This is a genomic window from Pseudomonas sp. N-1-13 (genome assembly GCF_057787095.1).
On sequence record NZ_JBYNRI010000001.1, the window covers coordinates 3,686,384 to 3,708,435 of the forward strand.

Below are 22,052 nucleotides of genomic sequence, written 5' to 3' on the forward strand. Positions count from 1 at the left end.
AATCAACTTAACAAATATATGACTTGGCGCAACACTGCGTTTCATTGCGACCCCATCAAGAATAAAAGAGGTGTCTATGGCAGGTTTCGACAAACGTGTGAGTAGCTACGAAGAAGCGCTGGAAGGCTTGCAAGACGGCATGACGGTGATCGCTGGCGGCTTCGGCCTCTGCGGCATCCCGGAGAACCTGATCGCCGAGATCAAGCGCAAGGGTATCCGCGACCTCACCGTGGTTTCCAATAACTGCGGCGTCGACGGTTTCGGTCTGGGTGTATTGCTGGAAGATCGGCAGATCCGCAAGGTGGTTGCCTCTTACGTCGGCGAAAACGCTCTTTTCGAAAAGCAGCTGCTGAGCGGCGAAATCGAAGTCGTGCTCACCCCGCAAGGCACCCTCGCCGAAAAAATGCGCGCCGGCGGCGCGGGCATTCCGGCCTTCTTCACCGCCACCGGGGTCGGCACGCCAGTGGCCGAAGGCAAGGAAGTGCGTGAATTCCATGGCCGCCAGTACCTGATGGAAGAATCCATCACCGGCGACTTCGCCATCGTCAAAGGCTGGAAAGCCGACCATTTCGGCAACGTGGTCTATCGCCATACCGCCCAGAATTTCAACCCGTTGGCGGCCACAGCCGGCAAGATCACCGTGGTTGAAGTCGAAGAAATCGTCGAACCGGGCGAGCTGGACCCGACGCAGATCCATACCCCAGGCATCTACGTCGACCGGATCATTTGCGGCACGTTCGAAAAGCGCATCGAACAGCGCACCGTGCGTAAGTGATCCCCTGCCCCCGGCCCGAATGAAGGAATAACAACATGGCACTTTCCCGCGAACAAATGGCTCAACGCGTCGCCCGCGAAATGCAGGACGGCTACTACGTGAACCTGGGCATCGGCATTCCGACCCTGGTCGCCAACTACATCCCCGAAGGCATGGAAGTCATGCTGCAGTCGGAAAACGGCCTGCTCGGCATGGGCGCGTTCCCTACCGAAGCGGAGGTCGATGCCGACATGATCAACGCCGGCAAGCAGACCGTCACCGCACGCATCGGCGCCTCGATCTTCTCTTCGGCAGAATCCTTTGCCATGATCCGTGGCGGGCACATCGACCTGACCGTGCTGGGCGCCTTCGAGGTAGACGTGGAAGGTAACATTGCCTCGTGGATGATCCCTGGCAAGCTGGTCAAGGGCATGGGCGGCGCGATGGACCTGGTGGCCGGTGCCGAGAACATCATCGTCACCATGACTCACGCGTCCAAGGACGGTGAGTCGAAACTGCTGCCCCGGTGCAGCCTGCCGCTGACCGGTGCCGGTTGCATCAAGCGCGTGCTGACCGACCTGGCCTACCTGGAAATCCAGGACGGCGCCTTCATTCTCAAAGAACGTGCCCCAGGCGTCAGCGTCGAGGAAATCGTCGCCAAGACTGCCGGCAAACTGATCGTGCCGGACCACGTGCCTGAAATGCAGTTCGCTGCCCAGTGAGGAGAGATTCGATGCAAGAAGTCGTGATTGTCGCCGCCACCCGTACCGCCATTGGCAGTTTCCAGGGCTCGCTGGCCTCCATTCCCGCACCGCAACTCGGTGCCGCGGTGATTCGTCGGTTGCTGGAACAGACCGGTTTGTCCGGCGAGCAGGTCGATGAAGTGATTCTTGGCCAAGTGCTGACCGCAGGTTCCGGACAAAATCCGGCGCGCCAGGCGTCGATCCTCGCCGGCCTACCCCACGCGGTGCCGGCGCTGACCCTGAACAAGGTCTGCGGCTCGGGGCTCAAGGCCTTGCACCTGGGTGCCCAGGCGATCCGCTGTGGCGATGCGGAGGTGATCATTGCCGGCGGCATGGAAAACATGAGCCTGGCTCCGTACGTACTGCCGGCTGCCCGCACTGGCCTGCGCATGGGCCATGCGCAGATGATCGATAGCATGATTACCGATGGTCTGTGGGATGCGTTCAACGATTACCACATGGGCATCACCGCCGAAAACCTGGTGGACAAGTACGAGATCAGCCGCGAGGAGCAGGACGCCTTTGCCGCCGCTTCCCAGCAGAAGGCCGTGGCGGCGATTGAAGGTGGCCGGTTTGCCGATGAGATCACGCCGATCCTGATTCCCCAGCGCAAAGGCGATCCTGTGGCCTTCGCCACCGACGAACAACCCCGGGCCGGCACCACCGCTGAATCCCTGGGCAAGCTCAAGCCGGCGTTCAAGAAGGACGGCAGCGTTACCGCCGGCAATGCCTCGTCGCTGAACGATGGCGCCGCCGCCGTGCTGCTGATGAGCGCGGAAAAAGCCAAGGCATTGGGCTTGCCGGTACTGGCGAAAATCAGCGCCTATGCCAATGCGGGGGTAGACCCGGCAATCATGGGCATCGGCCCGGTGTCGGCTACCCGCCGCTGTCTGGACAAGGCCGGCTGGTCTTTGGACCAACTGGACCTGATCGAAGCCAACGAAGCCTTCGCCGCCCAGTCACTGGCCGTGGCCAGAGAGCTGAAATGGGACATGGAGAAGGTCAACGTCAATGGCGGCGCCATCGCCCTGGGCCACCCGATCGGTGCTTCGGGTTGCCGAGTGCTGGTGTCGCTGCTCCATGAAATGATCAAGCGCGACGCCAAGAAAGGCCTCGCCACGCTGTGCATCGGCGGCGGTCAAGGCGTGGCCTTGGCGCTGGAACGAGCGTAACCGGCAAAGGGTTCAACAGTGGTTGAGCGGACCCACGAACATCCGCCCATCCACTGGCAACACAACCGGCGCAACCTGGGTTGCGCCGGTTTTTTTTGCCTGCTGGTTTTGAGCATGATCTGCCGGCCTCATCGCGAGCAGGCTCGCTCCCACAGGGATCTCGGGCGGTTGCAAGATTGGCGTCCACCACCGATCCATTGTGGGAGCGAGCCTGCTCGCGATGGTGGTGGGTCAGCTTGCATCGATGCTGAATGTGCCGGCCCATTCGCGAGCAAGCCCGCTCCCACAGGGGGATTGGGTTTTAAGCACAAAATCGAAGAACACCACCGATCCACTGTGGGAGCGAGCCTGCTCGCGATGGTGGTGGGTCAGCTTGCATCGATGCTGAATGTGCCGGCCCATTCGCGAGCAAGCCCGCTCCCACAGGGGGATTGGGTTTTAAGCACAAAATCGAAGAACACCACCGATCCACTGTGGGAGCGAACCTGCTCGCGATGGCGGTGGGTCAGGCGACGATGAGCCTTCAGGCCCCCGCGCCAAACCGGTCGCGACTGTTGGTCAGGTGCAGCCACATGGCGGCGCGGGCGGCGTCCGGGTCCTGGCGTTTGATGGCATTGAAAATGGCCTCGTGCTCCAGATTAGCCAACTGCGCCAGTTTCCCCAGGTCCGCTTGACCGCGTTCGACCACGTTCACCCGGGTTCGGGGAATCATCGCACTGCCCAGGTGCTGCATGATTTCGACAAAACAGGTGTTGTCCGTGGCTTCAGCGATGAGCAAATGAAAGCGCCGGTCGGCGTCGACGCAACTGTCGTTATTGCTGAGCAACCGCTGGTAATCATCCAGGGCCTGGCGCATCTGCTGCAGTTGGCGTTCATTGCGCCGTAAGGCCGCCAGGGCCGCTGCCTGGGTTTCCAGGCCCAGGCGCAGTTCCAAGATCCCCCGCACACCTGCGGCGGTGTCGACATTGAGCCTCAGGCCCGGCTCACCGGTCTGTTCCAGCACAAAGGTGCCGATGCCGTGGCGAGTTTCCACCAGCCCCGAGGCCTGCAGCTTGGATATCGCCTCGCGCACCACCGTGCGGCTGACACCATGGGCCTGCACAATGGCACCTTCCGACGGCAGTTTTTCCCCCGGTTTCAACTGCCCCAGCAAAATGCTCTGGCTCAGCTTCGCCACTAGGTCATAGGCCAGGTTGTGGGTGCGTTTGCGCGGCGTTGCCTCGATGTCTGGGTGCATGGGCCGTGGGTCCTCGAAACGGAGCAGGCGGGTCGTGAGGTAAAAACTCCACGCCCCTTAGCTTGTATGACAAGTGCAATCATCTCAGTCATCGAACGGTTCCGCCAGCGCTAAACTGATCTTCCCCATGTTTCTTTTCCTTGCTAAAAAATCCAGCAAATAAAGGTATTTCCGAGTTTTTTAAGGCAAACCATCCAAAAAAACCGACCAGCCTCCCTTGTAAGATAAAAAAATCAAGTTGTATGATGTCTATCAACATCGCCCTCCTGCGATGCCCCGCATAAAAACAACGAGTGGGAAAAACATGCAGACCCAAGAAGCCACCAAAGCCCCCATCATCACCAGCATGCAGGTCGTGCCGGTGGCCGGTCATGACGGCATGCTGCTGAATCTCAGTGGCGCCCATGGCCCGTTCTTTACCCGCAACATCGTCATTCTCAAAGACAACGCCGGCCACACCGGCGTGGGCGAAGTGCCCGGCGGCGAGCGCATTCGCCAGACCCTCGAAGACGCCCGCTCGCTGGTGGTCGGCAGCCCCATCGGCACCTATCAGAAGATTCTCAACACCGTACGCCAGGCCTTCGCCGACCGGGATGCCGGTGGTCGTGGCTTGCAGACGTTCGACCTGCGCATCACCATTCACGCGGTCACAGGGCTGGAAGCGGCGTTGCTGGACCTGCTGGGCCAGCACCTGGATGTACCGGTAGCCGCACTGCTCGGCGAAGGCCAGCAGCGTGATGAAGTGAAAATGCTCGGTTATCTGTTTTATGTGGGTGATCGCCAGCAAACTGACCTGCCCTACCGCAGCGAGCCGGACGCCGACAACGACTGGTTCCGCGTACGCCACGAAAAAGCCCTGGACGCCGACGCCGTGGTGCGCCTGGCCGAAGCCGCTCATTCGCGTTACGGCTTCCAGGACTTCAAGCTCAAGGGCGGCGTGCTCAAGGGCGACGAAGAAATCGAAGCCGTCACCGCCCTGGCCGAACGCTTCCCTCAGGCACGTATCACCCTGGACCCGAACGGCGCCTGGTCACTCAAGGAGGCCATCCGCCTCTGCCGGGACCAGCACAAGGTCCTGGCATACGCCGAAGATCCTTGTGGTGCCGAGAACGGTTATTCGGGCCGTGAGGTGATGGCCGAGTTCCGCCGCGCCACCGGTCTTAAAACCGCCACTAACATGATCGCCACCGATTGGCGCGAAATGGGCCATGCCATCACCTTGCAGTCGGTGGACATTCCCCTGGCCGACCCACACTTCTGGACCATGCAAGGTTCGGTTCGAGTGGCGCAGATGTGCAACGAATGGGGCCTGACCTGGGGCTCGCACTCCAACAACCACTTCGACATTTCCCTGGCGATGTTCACCCACGTAGCTGCGGCCGCACCGGGTGACATCACGGCGATCGACACGCACTGGATCTGGCAGGATGGCCAGCGGCTGACCAAGGCTCCGTTGCAGATCCAGGGTGGCTGCGTACAGGTACCAAAAAAACCGGGACTGGGGATCGAGCTGGACACCGACCAATTGGCCAAGGCTCATGAACTGTACAAAGGGATGGGGCTTGGCGCGCGGGATGATGCGGTTGCAATGCAGTATCTGATTCCGGGCTGGACGTTCAACAACAAGCAGCCGTGCCTGGTGCGCTGAACGAACCTTCTGGCTGAGCACCTATCCAGGTGGGAGCGAGCCTGCTCGCGATGAAGGCGGCACATCCAACATCGCAATCGCATCGCGAGCAGGCTCGCTCCCACAGGGTTAGTGCATGATAGGACCTGCTCCTAACCCTCCGGCCGCAGAATCAACACCGCCAATGGCGGCAAGTTGAGTTCCAGCGAAAGCGCCTGGCCATGGCTGGGCACTTCTTCGGTGAAGGCACCGCCGCTGTTACCGTAGTTGGAACCGGCATAGGTGTCGGCGTCACTGTTGAGCAATTCCACCCAGCGCCCGGCGAACGGCACGCCGATGCGGTATGCCGCGCGCGGCACGGGCGTGAAGTTGGCAACCACCAGCACCGGTCGACCTTCCTTGCTCCAACGCAACCAGGCGTAGACGCTGTTCACCGCATCATCACCAATCAGCCACTGGAACCCCTGAGGCGCGTCGTCCTGATCGTGCAGCGCCGGCTCTTCGCGATAGAGACGGTTCAGGTCGCTCACCAGCTTCTGCACCCCACGGTGCTCCGGGTATTGCAACAGGTACCAGTCCAGCTGCTGGTCGTGGTTCCACTCGCGCCATTGGCCGAACTCGCAGCCCATGAACAGAAGCTTCTTGCCGGGATGGCCCCACATGAAACTCAGATAGGCCCGCAAGTTGGCGAATTTCTGCCAGCGATCGCCCGGCATCTTGTCGATCAGCGAGCGTTTGCCATGCACCACTTCGTCATGGGAAATCGGCAGGACAAAGCGCTCGGACCACGCGTACATCAGGCCGAAACTCAGTTCGTTGTGATGGTGGGCGCGGTACACCGGGTCCTGCTGGATGTAATGCAGCGAATCGTGCATCCAGCCCATGTTCCACTTATAGGCGAAACCAAGGCCGCCCTGTTGCGTGCTCTGACTGACGCCGGGCCAGGCGGTGGACTCTTCGGCGATAACCAACGCACCGGGGGTTTCCAGCGCCACCACGTCATTGAGGTGCCGCAGGAAGTCGATGGCTTCCAGGTTCTCCCGTCCACCGTGGCGATTGGGCACCCATTCGCCGGCCTTGCGTGAATAGTCGCGATACAACATCGAGGCGACGGCATCCACACGCAGGCCGTCGATGTGGAAGTGCTTCAGCCAATGCAGCGCCGAAGCGAGCATGAAACCATGGACTTCGGTGCGACCCAGGTTGTAGATCAGGGTGTCCCAATCCTGGTGAAAGCCTTCCAGCGGGTTGCCGTATTCGTACAGCGCGGTGCCGTCGAACTGGGCCAGACCGTGGGTATCGGTGGGGAAATGCGCCGGCACCCAATCGAGAATCACGCCGATGTCGGCCTGGTGACAGGCATTGACGAACGCCGCGAAATCGTCCGGCGTGCCGAAACGCGCCGTCGGGGCAAACTGTGAAAGCGGCTGGTAACCCCAGGAACCCCCGAACGGATGCTCCATGATCGGCATCAGCTCGATGTGGGTGAACCCCAGGTCCTTGACGTACGGAATCAGCCGTTCGGCCATTTCGTGCCAGGTGTATTGCCGGGCAACTTCTCCCGCCTCGTCGATTTCGCACTGCCAGGAGCCGGCGTGCAATTCGTAGATCGACAGCGGTGCGCCAGGCAACTGCCGCTCGCGACGATCTTGCATCCATTGCCCATCCTGCCACTCGATTTTCAGCGGCGCGGCGACCTTGGAAGCGGTATCCGGCGGCATTTGAGTGGCCAGCGCCACCGGGTCAGCCTTGAGCGGCAAAATGCCGTGGGCGCCGAGGATTTCATATTTGTAACCCTCGCCCGCGCCAAGCCGCGGGATGAACAACTCCCATACCCCGGACGGATAACGGATGCGCATTGGATGCCGGCGCCCGTCCCAGACGTTGAAATCGCCCACCACCGAGACTCGTCGCGCATTCGGTGCCCATACAGCAAAGCGCACGCCGTCGACGCCATCGACAGTGGTCAACTGCGCCCCCAGACAGGAACTGAGGTCGCGATGATTGCCTTCGGCAAACAGATATAGGTCCATTTCCCCCAGCAGTGGCCCGAAGCTGTAGGGGTCTTCGGCCACCTGCTCACCGCCGGCCCAGCGGGTGCGCAACAGGTAGGGTTGGGCGCGGTCGAAATGGCCGACAAACAGCCCCGGGGTTTCGCTGAGCTGCAAATCGCCCAGGACTTCGTCGCCATCGCGGGCCAACACTTGCACGCTCAAGGCGCCGGGCAGATACGCCCGGATGAACTGTCCGCCGGCACCATCGCCGTGAGGGCCAAGGATGGAAAACGGGTCCTGATGTTCTGCGCGCACCAGCGCGTCGATGTCATGGGGGGACGGCAGCAACGACTCTTTGGCCTGCCCCTGTGGTTCTTTGTTCGAGACACTCATGATTCTCTCCACTAAATCGGTCCGGCTAAGTCGGAAAAGGGTTTCAGCCCGCTCAATAACCCGTACAGACCGTGCAATGGCACGGGCAGCCAGGCGGGGCGATTCTCGGCTTCATAGGCCACTTCATAGGCCGCCTTCTCCAGGCCGAACAACGCCAGTGCGGCGTCTTCGCCTTCAGCATCCTTCCACTCATGGGCAAGACTAGCTGCCGCCAGCCGATATGCCTCAACAAATGCCTGACGGGCCTCTTTCAAATAACGATCAGCCACCCGTTGCCGCGCCGCGTCGGCGTCGGCGGTGCTGTCGACGGTGTTCAGGTGGATCGCCATGGCGGCTGCGTAATCGAAGGAGCGCAGCACGCCGCTGACGTCCTTGTACGGGCTATGCTTGCCGCGGCGCTCATGCAGTGGTCGTGCCGGCTCGCCCTCGAAGTCGATCAGGTAGGCGTCGCCCTTGATCACCAGTACCTGCCCCAGGTGCAGGTCGCCGTGGACGCGGATGCGCAAGCCACCGACAGCCTTGCCGGCCAGTTCCTGGATGTGCGCCAGAACGGTCTTCTTGTGTTCCAGCAAGCGGGCGACCAAGGCCTGGTCCGCCGGGTTCAATTGGCCCTGGTTCTGCTTGAGCAGGCGCAAGGCGTTCTCAACCTGCGCGGCCACATCCTTGCCGATGGCCTGGGCCTCCTTGGCGTTGGTGGCCTGGGGCGCGAAGTCCGGGTTATCGGTGGCCTGAGCCAGTACCTCGTGCATTTCCCCCAGGCGCTGGCCGAGCATGCCGGCGAAGTCCTTGAGTTCGCCCAAGGCGTTGTAGTGCTGTTCCTGCTCGGACACGGCATCGGCCAGCTCATCACGCAGGGCGCGTTCGAGGTTGTTCTGGGTCCATTCCCAGGCGTCGCCCTGATTGCTCAAGTAGCCTTGGGCGATCATCAGCAGCGCATCTTCGCCCTCGGTGTCACGGCGAATCACCGAACCGAGCAGCGGCGAAATATTGCTGAAACCTGCGGCTGTCAGGTAGGCACTCATTTCCAGCTCCGGGTGTACGCCCGACGCCACTTTGCGGATCAGTTTGAGCACCAGACTGCCGCCCACCACCACCGAACTGTTGGACTGCTCGGCGGACAGGTAACGCACCTCCGGCTCGTCTCCCAAGTTCAATGGGGCCAGGCCTTCGGTGGGTTCAAACCGCAGCTCGCCTTCGCTGCAAGGCAGCACCGTATTGGCCTGCATACTTTGCAGAACCGCCCGCACGAAACTTTCCAGGCTGAACGCATCGGTGATCAAACCGACCTGACGAACCCGGCGAACCCGAGACAGTGCCAATTGCTGCGGCAACGCCGCGCCCACCTGGTCTTCGGCCAGCAGACCGAAGGGCAGTTGGTAACGCAGTGTCTGGCCAGCGCTAGTGACGTCGATTTCGCTGAGCAGCACCGGGTGCTGCGGATCGCCGAAACGCACGCCATAGACAATATTGACCTTCTCGATCGCGCTGTCTTTGCCGGCAAACCAGCGACGATTTTGCAGCCAACTCGGCAGGATAGTCTGCTCCAGCGTGGTGCGCGACGGTGCTTCAAGCAGTTCTTCCAGGCGTTTCTTCAGCACCAGGGTGGTGAAGTCCGGCAAGCTCTGGGCCGGCTCCACATGCCAGCTCGGCATCTGGTTTTCTGTTGCCAGGGCAAACCAGTAGAACCCATACGGCGGCAGGGTCAGCAGGAAATTCAGCTGGCCGATGGGCGGGAAGGCATTGCCCCCCAGCATTTCCACCGGGACCATCCCGGCATAGGCCGACAGGTCCAGTTCGGCGGCCTGGGCGCTACGAGACACGTTAGCCACGCACAGGATGATTTCGTGCTTGCCATCGGGGCCGGTGTATTCGCGGGTATAAGCCAGGATCCGGCGGTTGCTTGGCGAGAGCATCTTCAGCGTGCCACGACCAAAGGCCTTGGACTGCTTGCGCACCGCCAGCATCCGCCGGGTCCAGTTCAGCAATGAATGAGGATCGCCGGCCTGGGTCTCGACGTTGACCGACTGGTAGCCGTATTGCGGGTCCATGATTGGCGGCAGCACCAGGCTGGCCGGGTCGGCGCGGGAGAAACCGCCGTTGCGGTCGATCGACCACTGCATCGGCGTGCGCACGCCGTCGCGGTCGCCCAGGTAGATGTTGTCGCCCATGCCGATTTCATCGCCGTAGTACAAGGTCGGCGTGCCGGGCATCGACAGCAGCAGGCTGTTGAGCAACTCGACACGACGGCGGTCGCGCTCCATCAGCGGCGCCAGACGTCGGCGGATCCCCAGGTTAATCCGCGCCCGACGGTCGGCCGCGTAGTAATTCCACAGGTAGTCGCGCTCCTTGTCGGTGACCATCTCCAGGGTCAACTCATCGTGGTTGCGCAGGAAAATCGCCCACTGGCAATTGGCCGGAATTTCCGGGGTCTGGCGGAGAATGTCGGTGATGGGGAAGCGGTCTTCCTGGGCCAGCGCCATGTACATGCGCGGCATCAGCGGGAAATGGAACGCCATGTGACATTCGTCACCGTTCAAACCCTGGGCGTCGACATCGCCGAAGTACAACTGGGTGTCTTCCGGCCACTGGTTGGCCTCGGCCAACAGCATACGGTCGGGGTAATTGGCATCGATCTCGGCGCGGATCTGCTTGAGGACGTCGTGGGTCTCGGGCAGGTTCTCGTTGTTGGTGCCGTCGCGCTCGATCAGGTACGGGATCGCATCCAGGCGCAGGCCGTCGATGCCCATGTCCAGCCAGTAACGCATCACCGACAGTACGGCTTTGATCACTTGGGGGTTATCGAAGTTGAGGTCCGGCTGGTGGGAATAGAAACGGTGCCAGAAGTATTGGCCGGCTACCGGATCCCAAGTCCAGTTGGATTTCTCGGTGTCGAGGAAAATGATCCGCGTGCCATCGTACTTGTGATCGTCGTCGGACCAGACGTAGAAATCCCGCGCCTTCGAACCCGGCTTGGCTTTGCGCGCGCGCTGGAACCATGGATGCTGGTCGGAGGTGTGGTTGATGACCAGCTCGGTGATCACCCGCAGATTACGCTTGTGGGCTTCGGCGATGAAACGCCGCGCATCGGCCATGGTGCCGTAGTCGGGGCTGACACCTCGGTACTCGGCGATGTCGTAGCCATCATCGCGCCTGGGCGAAGGATAGAACGGCAGCAGCCAGATCGTGTTGACGCCCAGATCGGCGATGTAGTCGAGCTTTTCGATCAATCCGGGAAAGTCACCGATCCCGTCGTTATTGGAATCGAAATAGGATTTGACGTGGACCTGATAAATCACCGCGTCCTTGTACCAGAGCGGGTCTTTGATAAAGGTGGCAGACCGGGGTTTCTTCGCCATTTGCAACTCCTGAGAAATTCTGTAAAGCCGCTGAAACAGGCTTGTAAGGTCTTTTTGTGTCGTGGGGCCTTTTTGTGGCGAGGGGATTTATCCTCACTTTGTGGGAGCAAAGCTTGCTCGCGATACAGGCGCCTCGATTCCCCTGAAGAGCGCGTCAACTTCATCGCGGGCAAGCCTTGCTCCCACAGCCTTACGCCACGCTGATCCGCCATATCCCGAACGGTTGGTAGGCCGGGTCGATACGCATGAACTGGTACTTGCCATACCACGTCCAACGATGCCCGCTCATCAAATCCTCGCCTTGGGTCTGGGCATCGTCCGGCAGCCCCATTTCCCACAGCGGCAACTCGAAATTGGCTTCCTGCGGGGTATGCGGGTCGAGACTCACTGCCACCAGAATGAAATTGCTGCCATCGGCGGCGGTGCGTTTGCCGAAGTACAGGATGTTGTCGTTCCAGGCGTTGTAGATCGTCAGGCCCAAGTGCGTATGCAGCGCCGGGTTTTGCCGGCGGATGCGATTGAGCTGGGCGATTTCGGCAATGATGTTGCCCGGAGCGGTGAAGTCCCGGGGGCGGATCTCATACTTCTCCGAGTCGAGATATTCCTCCTTGCCCGGCACTGGCGCCGATTCGCACAATTCAAACCCCGAGTACATGCCCCACAGGCCCGAGCCCATGGTCGCCAGGGCCGCGCGGATCAGAAACCCGGCGCGCCCCGACTCATGGAGAAACGCCGGGTTGATGTCCGGCGTGTTGACGAAAAAGTTCGGCCGGTAGCACTCGCGTAACGGAGATTCGTTGAGCTCGGTGAAATACGTCGCCAGTTCGGTCTTGGTATTGCGCCAGGTGAAATAGGTGTAGCTCTGGGAATAACCGACCTTGCCCAGGCGCGCCATCATGGCCGGCGTGGTGAAGGCTTCGGCGAGGAACATCACTTCAGGGTGCTGGGCCCGCACATCGGCAATCAACCACTGCCAGAACGGCAACGGCTTGGTGTGGGGATTGTCGACACGGAAGATCTTCACGCCTTCATTGACCCACCCCACTACCACGTCCCGCAGCTCCAGCCACAGGCTGGGAATCGCATCCGCGGCGTAGAAATCGACGTTGACGATGTCCTGGTATTTCTTCGGCGGGTTTTCCGCATATTTGATCGTGCCGTCCGGCCGCCAGCTGAACCAGCCCGGATGCTGCTTGAGCCACGGGTGGTCCTGGGAACACTGGATAGCAAAGTCCAGGGCAATCTCCAGGCCATGGTCGGCCGCCGCGGCCACCAGACGCCGAAAATCCTCGCGCGAGCCCAACTGCGGGTGAATCGCTTCGTGACCGCCCTCCTCGCTCCCGATGGCATAAGGGCTGCCCGGATCGTCGGGGCCGGCGGTGAGGGAGTTGTTCGGGCCCTTGCGAAAACTGCGACCAATAGGGTGGATCGGCGGGAAGTACAGCACATCGAACCCCATGTCCTGGATCACCGCCAGACGCGAATGCACGTCATTGAAGGTGCCATGACGCTTGGGATCATCGGTGATCGAGCGGGGAAACAGCTCGTACCAACTGGCGAACTCGGCCAACTTGCGTTCGACGTCCAGAGGGTATTGCGGGCTGATACTCAAGTAGGGCCGATGATCGGCCTGGGACATGAGACCGGCACTGCGGGGTGCCAGGAACAATGCCACCTGCTCAGCTGGCAACAGGCCGGAAAGCTCATGGTGCAACGCGGTCAATTGCTCCCTCAGCTCACCTTCGCTGCGCTCGGCCGCCATCTGCACCTGATTGCGTCCTTCCTGCAATTCCAGGCTGATGGGCACGCCGGCCGCGAATTTTTTCTCCAGCTCGTAGCGGAAACTGGCGAACTGGTCGATCCAGGCCTCGATGCGGAACACATAGAAGCCCTGCTCGGGCACATTGAACTGGCCTAGCCAGCCGTTATTGCCCAGCTCGGTCATGACCGCGCTGTTCCACGACTCATCCTTCAGCGCGCGCCAAAGGATATGCACGGCCAATTTGTCATGACCGTCGGCGAAGACTTTGCTGGTCACCGTCACGTCCTGCCCGGCCACGGCCTTGGCGGCGAATTGCCCGCCTTCGATGACCGGCATGGTGCTTTCAATGGCGATACGCGGCAGTAACAGGGCCTGGGACAATGGCAAATGCGGGTTGTACGACAGGTCAGTCGGGTGTTGTTCAGCAGTCATCGAGCATCGCTCCTTTTACGCCCCATGGACGTTGTGGCGGTAAAGGCCCAGTAGTCCTTGAAAGGATGGATCCCTGAAAAAACTCACTTAAACTCCGAACCGAATCGACGGTTAAAAGTTCAGAGTGATTTGCCCCGATGGCAGCGGGATCAAACCAGGCGCAGGGTGGTCAACAAGGTTAAGCACGACTCAAGCCATGTGCGTCACGGAGACCCGTCCTGATGAATATTCCCATCCCGGCTGAAACACCCGACCCCAACATTGACGACCCCACCCTGCCGCCACCCGGCCCCGAGCCGGAACCGATCCCGGAAAAAGACCCGCCGCTTGATCCCCAGCCTCCTCTGGGCGACCCGCCGAGCGAGGCGCCGCCGGAGCGGGTTTGAACCAACAGCCTAGTGGATAACAAAAAACCTGTGGGAGCGGGCTTGCTCGCTCCACACAGGATTATGTGTTCTGGCTGAAGATCGCGGTCACGGCTTTTCCTCCTTCTCCAGCGCCCGGACAATCAGCGGCATTACACTGAAGATCGCCAGCGCCAATACCGTACTGAGCACTGCCGTGGACTCGCGCCCCAGCCCGGCGGCGACGCCGATGGCGGCGGTCATCCACAGGCCGGCGGCGGTGGTCAGGCCTTTTACATGGCTTTCGTCACTATCGTTGCCCTTGAGGATAGTGCCCGCGCCCAGGAAACCGATGCCGGCGATAACACCCTGCACCACACGGCTCATGGCGTCAGCCTCGGAGCCGGACATCTGCGGCACCAGCACAAACAGCGCCGCCCCCAAGGCCACCAGCATATGGGTCCGGACCCCGGCGGCCTTGCCCTTGTGTTCACGCTCAAAACCCAGGATGCCGCCCAACAACGCAGCCATCAGCAGGCGTACGGTTACCCGCGTCATCTGCTGCGCATCGGTGATATCGGCGAATTCCGATTGCAGGGTTATCCAGACTTCATGCCACCAGGCGTCCATGAACGGTCCTCTTTCCAGTCGATAAACGATGGACCGCAAGCCAGGCCAGAGGTGCGCTCGACCGCTGATCAGACGCAACGAACCGCGGCTGCGGGCCGACGCCTAACGTTCAGGACATCCAGAAGGAAACCTAACCATGAGTTTCAATATCGATAGCAACCACATCTGCACCTTCGACACCGAAGAGTTCAACGAACAGCGACCCGCCAGCGAGTTGACCGTTATCACTGATGCGGAAAAAGCCATGTCGGCGGTGGATCTCAACGGCGGCCGGGTGTACATCACCGAGGCGCAAGCCGATGCCCTGACCGTGGCCGGGGCGGTCGATGGGCGTAAGAACCTCAAGGCGACTGATAGCGATTCGGTGATCTGAATCCCTTTGTCCCTTTGATTGAAGAGAAAATCGTCCTCTGTGCAGAGAGGCTGCGTGGGAGCAAGCCTTGCTCCCACGGCGGTCTTCGCCAACGAGATCTGTTCGCCTGATCTGGATGCATCAAAGTGTCGCAGGGCCAGGGCCTCACGGCATCTGATCCGGTTTTTATCGATATACCTGAGTCTGTTATGAAAACAGTTCGATGGTCATAGTGCGCCGGCCAGTTACAGGCTGAGGAGCGACCGACCATGAGCGAAAGAATCCCCGTCCAGTTGATACAGCACTTCGAACCCGCGCCGACGAAGATAAAGGCCCGGACCACCGATAACCTGATCCACACCCGCAGCTTCACCGGTTTGTTCCGCACTTTGCGCATCAGCGGTGCAGGGCTTCTGTTCCTGCTGTTTTTCGGTACGGTGTGGCTGAACTGGGACGACCGCCAGGCGGTGCTCTGGGACCTCGCCGAAAGCAAATTCCACATTTTTGGCGCGACCTTCTGGCCCCAGGATTTCATCCTGCTGTCGGCACTGCTGATCATCGCCGCCTTCGGCCTGTTCGCGATCACCGTATTTGCCGGTCGGGTGTGGTGCGGCTACACCTGCCCGCAGAGTTCCTGGACCTGGATTTTCATGTGGTGCGAGAAAATCACCGAAGGCGAACGGCACCAGCGGATCAAGCTGCAGGCGGCGCCCTGGACCTTGAACAAGCTGCTGCGTCGCTCAGCCAAACATACATTGTGGCTGGCAATCAGCCTGCTCACCGGCTTGACCTTTGTCGGTTATTTCACGCCGATCCGCCCGCTGGCCGAAGAACTTCTGACCCTGCAAATGGCCGGTGTCAGTCTGTTCTGGGTGCTGTTCTTTACCGGCGCCACCTACCTCAACGCCGGCTGGCTGCGTGAAGCGGTGTGCATGCACATGTGCCCCTATGCACGGTTTCAGAGCGTGATGTTCGATAAAGACACCCTGACCATTTCCTATGACACCGCACGTGGCGAAATCCGGGGCCCGCGCAAGCGCGAAGTGAACCCGGCCAATGTGGGTTTGGGCGATTGCATCGATTGCCAGATGTGCGTGCAGGTCTGTCCCACCGGCATCGACATTCGCGACGGCCTGCAAATGGAGTGCATCGGGTGCGCCGCCTGCATCGATGCCTGCGATTCGATCATGGACAAGATGGGTTATGCCCGTGGCCTGATCAAGTACACCTCTGAACATCAGTTGCAAGGTGGCCGGACTCGCCTGCTGCGACCGCGGTTGATTGGCTATACCGCCGTGCTGCTGGTGATGATCGGGGCCTTGGCCGTGGCGCTGGCAGAACGCCCCATGGTGTCGCTGGACGTGACCAAGGACCGTGGGCTGTTCCGCGAAAACAGCCTGGGCCAGATCGAGAACATCTACAGCCTGAAAATCATCAACAAGACCCAGCAGCGCCAGGATTATCAGCTGTCCCTGGCGGACGCCGAAGGTTTTGTCCTGCAGGGCAAAACGCAACTGAGCCTGGCGCCGGGGGAAATCCTCGACGTACCGGTGTCGGTGGCAATGCTCAGCGAACGGCCCCGTAGCGGCTCCCGGGAAATGGTCTTCAAGGTGGCCGACAGTGACGAGCCTGGGACTTTCAGTGAGGCCACGAGCCGCTTTGTGGCGCCGATAAATCGTTGAGGCTTAAGATGCCGAACCTTTGTGGGAGCGAGCCTGCTCGCGATGGCGGACGGTCAAACAATATCAACATTGAATGTACCGGCCCCATCGCGAGCAGGCTCGCTCCCACAGGTAACTGCGCAAGCCGTGCGTTACCCCCTGAATTGTTCAAGAGCGGGCCCGCTATGAAACGCTACGAGAAATTCGCCGACGACATCGCTGAGCTGATCCGCTCCGGCGTGCTGGGCCCAGGGCAGCGTGTGCCATCGGTGCGTTATGCCAGCCAGACCTACGGCGTCAGCCCGTCCACGGTGTTCCAGGCCTACTACCTGCTGGAGCGTCGTGGCCTGATCCGGGCTCGTCCGCGCTCCGGCTACTTCGTCAACGCCCATGCACCGAATCCGTTCGCCGAGCCGGTGATCAGCACCCAGGTGCACGACAGCACCGAAGTCGACGTCAGCGAGCTGGTGTTTTCGGTGCTGGACTCGATCAAGGATCCAGCCACCGTACCGTTCGGCTCGGCGTTCCCCAGCCCGACCCTGTTTCCCCTGCAACGACTGTCCCGCTCGCTGTCCAGCGCAACGCGGGATATGGACCCCCGAATGGTGGTCACGGACATGTCACCGGGCAATCCGCAATTGCGCCGACAGATCGCCCTGCGCTACATGGTCGGCGGGCTGATGCTGCCCATGGAAGAACTGCTGGTCACCAATGGCGCCCTGGAAGCCTTGAACCTGTGCCTGCAAGCCGTCACCGAGCCCGGCGACCTGGTGGCCATCGAGGCGCCAGCGTTCTACGCCAGCCTGCAAGTGCTGGAGCGGCTCAAGCTCAAGGCAGTGGAAATTCCGGTGCACCCACGCGACGGCATCGATCTGGATGTATTGGAGCAGACGCTGGAGCGCCACCCGATCAAAGCATGCTGGTGCATGACCAGTTTCCAGAACCCCATGGGCGCGACCATGCCCGAGGAAAGAAAACAGGCGTTGGTGGAGTTGCTACGCCGTCATCAGGTGCCGCTGATCGAGGACGACGTGTATGCAGAACTCTATTACGGCCAGCAGGCACCCAAGCCGGCCAAGGCGTTCGACACCGAAGGGCTGGTGATGCATTGCGGTTCGTTCGCCAAGAGCCTGGCGCCGGGCTATCGCATCGGCTGGGTCGCCGCCGGGCGTTACGCACAGAAGATCGAACGGCTCAAACTCATGACGTCACTGTGCGCCTCGATGCCGGCCCAGGCGGCCATCGCCGATTACCTGCAACACGGTGGTTATGATCGTCATCTGCGCAAACTGCGCTACGCCCTGGAAGAACAGCAAAGCGCCATGCTCGCCGCCATCGCCCGCTACTTCCCCGCACAGACCCGCGTCAGCCAGCCGGCGGGTGGGTATTTCCTGTGGCTGGAACTGCCGGAGCAGATGGACTCGCTGAAACTGTTCCAGATGGCCTTGGCCCAAGGCATCAGCATCGCTCCTGGGCCGATCTTTTCACCGACCCGGCGTTTCGGCAATTGCATCCGTTTGAACTACGGCAGCCCGTGGACCGAAGTGTCAGAGAAGGCCATGGAGACGTTGGGGCGGATTATTCGGTCGTTTTGATATGGGGTTGTCTGTTATTGCCCCATCGCGAGCAGGCTCGCTCCCACATGAGATCTGCTGCGTAGCTGAGAGATTCGTCTCGCCGCAAACCCACTGTGGGAGCGAGCCTGCTCGCGATGGCGGCAGAACAGACAACTGATATTTCAAAGCTCAGCGCCCGCCCCCCAAATCCACAAACGTCCCGGTCGCATACGAAGCCTTGTCCGACAGCAACCAGATAATCGCTTCAGCCACTTCATCGGGACGGCCGCCACGGGCCATGGGGATTGCCGACTCCAGCTTGCTGACCCGGTCCGGGTCGCCGCTGAGGGCATGAAAATCGGTGTAGATATAACCTGGGCGAACCGCATTGACGCGGATACCTTCTCCAGCGACTTCCTTGGACAGGCCAATGGTGAACGTGTCCAGCGCGCCTTTGGAGGCCGCGTAGTCGACATACTCGCCCGGCGCGCCCAGGCGGGCGGCCACCGAGGAGACGTTCACAATACTGCCACCTTGCCCGCCATGCCTGGGCGACATGCGCAGCACCGCGTGCTTGGCGCAGAGGATTGGCCCCAGCACGTTGGTCTTCATGATCTTGAGAATGCGGAACTCGGACATTTCGTCGAGTCGGGACTTGTGGGCGACTGTGCCGGCGTTGTTCACCAAAGCGGTGACGCGACCCAACTCAGCGTCCACACGGTCGAACAGCGCGACCACTTCGTCTTCGATGCTGACATCCGCCCGCACGGCAATCGCCTGGGCGCCCTTGGCCCGGACCTGTCCGAGCACATCCTGCGCGGCGCCTTCATCGGACTGGTAATTGATGCAGATCCGATAGCCCAGGTCGGCAGCCAACAGCGCCGTGGCCGCCCCGATCCCGCGGCCGCCACCGGTGATAACGATGACCTTATCCACGTTTGCTCTCCCCATTGCACGGATAGACGTCCGGCCCAAGAATAGCGTTCACGCTGCGCTTTTGCACAAGCCGTTGCGCGTGGCGCCGGCCTCAGCGGCTCAAGGCCCGCAGATCCAGACGTCCATCCAGCAACGGCGGGCACCAGTAGTAGCCCCCCGTGATCGGCCGGCTCATGCGATACAGGCCGTCGGTGATACCGTCCTCCAGGCCGCTCATGCGCCGCAGTTGAGCCTCGAAAGCGTCGAGGGAGAAACCGAACGCCAGGAACATCAGGCCTGCGCGATCCCCTTCAATCCACGGCATGGAACGGCGTACGACGAAGGCTTCCGGGGCGAAGCTTTCCTGGGCGGTGCGTTTGACGTGGGCCGACTCCGGGGCATCGTCGATTTCCTCGTTGTCGCTCAGGCGCCGGCCCATGATGTTGTCGCGCTCATGGGGTTGCATGGCGGCGAAACCATCCAGATCGTGTTGCCACTGCTGGATCGCCGCAAAACTGCCACCGCGCACTCCATCGACACCTTGAGCCAGGGCAGCGGCGATGGCCGCTTCATCGTGAGGGTTCTCAGTGCCGTCTTCATAACCGGTCAGGTCATGGCCGGTCATATGACGGAAAGTTTCGTTCATCTGCACCAGGCGCAACGCCGGGGCCAGAGCGGCCTCGATGGCACGGCTGCGGTGCAGCAGCTCGCCACGGTCTTCGCCGTGTAGCCAGCACCACAGCGCGTGCTGGGTCGAAGGGTTGTCCACGCCCACGCCGGCCAGGGCCGGAAACGCCCGCAGGCCTTCGACCTGCGCACCCAGCGCCTGGACCAGCGACTCGCCCAGGCCGATCACTACTCGATCATCGACTTGCAACAAAAGCTTATCGATCGCAGCCGGCAGCGCCTCGACCGATTCCAGGGCAAAAAACAAGTGACGGGCCTGAGGCGGAACAGGGGTGGCGAGAATGCCGGGCTGGTAGTAGCTCATGTGGACTCCTTTAGAAAGAGCGCAAGTTTACCCGGCGACCAGTGGTTTGTGTGGTTTGCCATGGGCTGTCGAAGGCCAGGACGCTAAAGATTTTCGTAGGAAGTCTCTTGCAACCCGGTCAGATGACTCGGAACCCGGTTCGAACTGCAAGGATCCCGATTGCCGGACATCGGAAAACTCCCTAGATTGGGTGCCCCCAAAGCTGCTGGCAGAGCGGCTGGCACCCTCAGGACTCATGGAGAACGGTCAGACATGCACATTGCCAAATCGATACTTACGGGCGCTTTTTTCATCGCCTGCGGCACGACAACGGGCTTTGCCCAGGAGCGCGTTGAAGACACCGTCAATGCCGTGATCCAGCCCTTGATGAAACAACAGGACATCGCCGGCATGGCCGTGGCAATCACTCACAATGGTGAACGTCATTACTTCAATTACGGGGTGGCCTCCAAGGACACGAAGCAGGCAGTGACCGACCAGACGCTGTTCGAAATCGGCTCGGTCAGCAAGACCTTCACCGCCACCCTCGGCGCCTACGCCCAGGCCCAAGGCAAGCTGTCGCTGTCGGACCCGGCCGGTCGCTTCGCCCCCGAGCTGAGCGGCAGCGCCCTGCAAGGCATCAGCCTGCTCAACCTTGCCACCTACACGCCGGGCGGCCTGCCGTTGCAGTTTCCTGGCGAAGCGGACCATCCGGACCGGATGTTCAGTTACTACAAGACCTGGAAACCACTCTATCCGGCCGGTACCCAGCGGCTCTATTCAAACCCGAGCATCGGCCTGTTCGGCTACCTGGCGGCCCGCAGCCTGGAACGACCGTTCGATGAGGTGATGGAACAGACACTGATGCCGGGATTAGGCCTCAAGCACAGTTATGTACGGGTGCCCAAGGATCAATTGAGCCGTTACGCCCAAGGCTACGCGAAGGACGGCAAGCCAGTGCGGGTCGGACCGGGAGCGCTGGACGCCGAGGCCTATGGCGTGAAAACCAGTTCATCGGACCTGATCCGCTTCATCGAGGCTAACCTGCGGCCTGAAAAGCTGGACGCCGATCTGCGACAGGCCATCGCCACGACGCATACCGGGTTCTACAAGGCCAATGGCATGACCCAGGGGTTGGGTTGGGAGTTCTACCCCTACCCCGTCACGCTTGACGCGCTATTGGCCGGCAATGCACCGCAGATGGCCCTGATGCCACAAAAAGTGGAGCCGCTCAACCCACCCCTGCCTGCGCCGGCCGACAGCTGGATCAACAAGACTGGCTCGACCGGTGGCTTTGGTGCCTATGCGGCGTTCGTTCCTGGAAAGGATATGGGGATCGTGATGCTGGCAAACAAAAACTACCCGATCGAGGAACGGGTGAAGGCCGCGCACAAGATCCTGACGGCGCTGGAGAAACAATAGGCTACGCAAATTACTGTGGCGAGGAAGCTTGCTCCCTCGCCACAAAGGGAGCTCATCGCCTGCCCGATCAATCCTCCAGCGGCTTCGGCGCAGTCACCGGTTTGCCCGTCTTGCCTGCCTTGGCACCCTTGCCTTCCTGGGCCGGCGCAGCTTCAGGCGCGGGAGTCGGGGCTGGCGCCGCCGCTTCCTTTTCTGCTGGGGGCAGTTTATCGACGGTGTCGAAGATGTCCTTCAGCTCAATCGCTCCCGAGTGCTCAAGCTTCTTTTCTCCGTCCTTGCCCACCAGGATGATCTTGGTCTGGGCACCGGCCCCCAACCTGAGTGACCGGATCAGCGCCATGGTGCTTTGCGGGTCCAGGTCTTTGCCATCGCGCTGCCCCATCGTGTTGAGCACGGTGTAAAGCACCAGGTTGCGCTCGGAAAAACCCTGTTTGCCGGCCGGTTCCTCCAATGCTTTTTTCAGGCTGACCCATGCAGGATCGACGGTGCTCGGCGCGATGACAATCAAGGGGCGGGATTTGCCCTTGTCCGCGGCCAAGGGTGAGTCGCCATCCGCGGCGAACAAGGGACCTGCAATGGCCAACAAGGTAGCGAAGGTCAACGACCGAATGAGCATGCGCCTCTCCTTTTGATATCTACGCTGTACTGATTGCGCATGGCGGCGATTGTTCCGCGACAGTCGCCCAATACCGCGCCTGCCTGCCTTGAAGCTTAGGCCAGAGGGGTCATTGC

Annotated in this window: 18 protein-coding genes; 9 read left to right on the forward strand and 9 right to left on the reverse strand. The window is 61.0% G+C overall.

Translation table 11 applies throughout. The features are described 5' to 3' along the window. Positions 1–76 precede the first annotated feature (76 nt). The 3 genes from AC3I65_RS16485 to AC3I65_RS16495 are packed head-to-tail and all read left to right on the forward strand — an operon-like array spanning position 77 to position 2,669. On the forward strand, positions 77–775 hold the full coding sequence (locus AC3I65_RS16485) for a CoA transferase subunit A (RefSeq protein WP_047227779.1): 699 nt from the start codon (positions 77–79) through the stop codon (positions 773–775). A 35-nt stretch (positions 776–810) separates the two neighbouring features. After that, positions 811–1,476, forward strand: a complete 666-nt coding sequence (locus AC3I65_RS16490; protein ID WP_003180355.1) for a CoA transferase subunit B — start codon at positions 811–813, stop codon at positions 1,474–1,476. Between the two features lie 11 nt (positions 1,477–1,487). Next, complete coding sequence (locus tag AC3I65_RS16495) at positions 1,488–2,669, forward strand: acetyl-CoA C-acetyltransferase (RefSeq protein WP_047227778.1); 1,182 nt, start codon at positions 1,488–1,490, stop codon at positions 2,667–2,669. Positions 2,670–3,192: 523 nt separating this feature from the next. On the opposite strand, the gene AC3I65_RS16500 is transcribed toward AC3I65_RS16495, so the two are convergent. Beyond that, positions 3,193–3,906 (reverse strand): FadR/GntR family transcriptional regulator, encoded by a 714-nt coding sequence (locus AC3I65_RS16500; RefSeq protein WP_488524005.1) that lies wholly within the window; start codon positions 3,904–3,906, stop codon positions 3,193–3,195. 88 nt (positions 3,907–3,994) lie between these two features. Continuing rightward, positions 3,995–4,165, reverse strand: coding sequence for a hypothetical protein (locus AC3I65_RS16505; protein ID WP_157952136.1), 171 nt, complete (start codon positions 4,163–4,165; stop codon positions 3,995–3,997). 45 nt (positions 4,166–4,210) lie between these two features. Here AC3I65_RS16505 and gudD point away from each other — a divergent pair, with 45 nt between their 5' ends. After that, positions 4,211–5,554, forward strand: coding sequence for a glucarate dehydratase (gene gudD, locus AC3I65_RS16510; protein WP_047227776.1), 1,344 nt, complete (start codon positions 4,211–4,213; stop codon positions 5,552–5,554). Positions 5,555–5,685: 131 nt separating this feature from the next. Here the strand turns inward: gudD and glgB are convergent, their stop codons facing one another. The 3 genes from glgB to AC3I65_RS16525 all read right to left on the reverse strand — a co-directional run bounded on the left by glgB (position 5,686) and on the right by AC3I65_RS16525 (position 13,470). Next, complete coding sequence (gene glgB / locus AC3I65_RS16515) at positions 5,686–7,920, reverse strand: 1,4-alpha-glucan branching protein GlgB (RefSeq protein ID WP_076384013.1); 2,235 nt, start codon at positions 7,918–7,920, stop codon at positions 5,686–5,688. 11 nt (positions 7,921–7,931) lie between these two features. Next, on the reverse strand, positions 7,932–11,276 hold the full coding sequence (treS, locus tag AC3I65_RS16520; RefSeq protein WP_107322631.1) for a maltose alpha-D-glucosyltransferase: 3,345 nt from the start codon (positions 11,274–11,276) through the stop codon (positions 7,932–7,934). Positions 11,277–11,466: 190 nt separating this feature from the next. Then, positions 11,467–13,470 (reverse strand): alpha-1,4-glucan--maltose-1-phosphate maltosyltransferase, encoded by a 2,004-nt coding sequence (locus AC3I65_RS16525; RefSeq protein WP_488524006.1) that lies wholly within the window; start codon positions 13,468–13,470, stop codon positions 11,467–11,469. Positions 13,471–13,691: 221 nt separating this feature from the next. Between AC3I65_RS16525 and AC3I65_RS16530 the strand changes: the two genes are divergently transcribed. Beyond that, positions 13,692–13,856 carry a hypothetical protein gene (locus tag AC3I65_RS16530; RefSeq protein WP_171061344.1) on the forward strand — a complete coding sequence of 55 codons (165 nt, stop codon included), beginning with the start codon at positions 13,692–13,694 and terminating at the stop codon, positions 13,854–13,856. Between the two features lie 87 nt (positions 13,857–13,943). On the opposite strand, the gene AC3I65_RS16535 is transcribed toward AC3I65_RS16530, so the two are convergent. After that, on the reverse strand, positions 13,944–14,444 hold the full coding sequence (locus AC3I65_RS16535; protein ID WP_076384010.1) for an MgtC/SapB family protein: 501 nt from the start codon (positions 14,442–14,444) through the stop codon (positions 13,944–13,946). Between the two features lie 136 nt (positions 14,445–14,580). Between AC3I65_RS16535 and AC3I65_RS16540 the strand changes: the two genes are divergently transcribed. The 3 genes from AC3I65_RS16540 to mapR all read left to right on the forward strand — a co-directional run bounded on the left by AC3I65_RS16540 (position 14,581) and on the right by mapR (position 18,052). Further along, positions 14,581–14,817 carry a DUF3203 family protein gene (locus AC3I65_RS16540; protein WP_047227771.1) on the forward strand — a complete coding sequence of 79 codons (237 nt, stop codon included), beginning with the start codon at positions 14,581–14,583 and terminating at the stop codon, positions 14,815–14,817. Positions 14,818–15,065: 248 nt separating this feature from the next. Beyond that, positions 15,066–16,478, forward strand: coding sequence for a cytochrome c oxidase accessory protein CcoG (gene ccoG / locus AC3I65_RS16545; RefSeq protein WP_488524007.1), 1,413 nt, complete (start codon positions 15,066–15,068; stop codon positions 16,476–16,478). A 164-nt stretch (positions 16,479–16,642) separates the two neighbouring features. Beyond that, positions 16,643–18,052, forward strand: coding sequence for a GntR family transcriptional regulator MpaR (gene mapR / locus AC3I65_RS16550; RefSeq protein ID WP_076384008.1), 1,410 nt, complete (start codon positions 16,643–16,645; stop codon positions 18,050–18,052). Positions 18,053–18,202: 150 nt separating this feature from the next. Here mapR and AC3I65_RS16555 read toward each other — a convergent pair whose 3' ends face one another. After that, positions 18,203–18,949 carry an SDR family oxidoreductase gene (locus AC3I65_RS16555; protein ID WP_076384007.1) on the reverse strand — a complete coding sequence of 249 codons (747 nt, stop codon included), beginning with the start codon at positions 18,947–18,949 and terminating at the stop codon, positions 18,203–18,205. Between the two features lie 91 nt (positions 18,950–19,040). Then, a complete protein-coding gene (locus AC3I65_RS16560) occupies positions 19,041–19,919 on the reverse strand; it encodes a Dyp-type peroxidase (RefSeq protein ID WP_047227767.1) in 879 nt (292 codons plus the stop codon). Positions 19,920–20,171: 252 nt separating this feature from the next. Here AC3I65_RS16560 and ampC point away from each other — a divergent pair, with 252 nt between their 5' ends. Continuing rightward, entirely contained in the window at positions 20,172–21,320 is a 1,149-nt protein-coding gene (gene ampC / locus AC3I65_RS16565) for a class C beta-lactamase (protein ID WP_047227766.1), read from the forward strand. Positions 21,321–21,387: 67 nt separating this feature from the next. On the opposite strand, the gene AC3I65_RS16570 is transcribed toward ampC, so the two are convergent. Beyond that, positions 21,388–21,936 carry a DUF4174 domain-containing protein gene (locus AC3I65_RS16570; protein ID WP_076384005.1) on the reverse strand — a complete coding sequence of 183 codons (549 nt, stop codon included), beginning with the start codon at positions 21,934–21,936 and terminating at the stop codon, positions 21,388–21,390. Positions 21,937–22,052 lie beyond the last annotated feature (116 nt).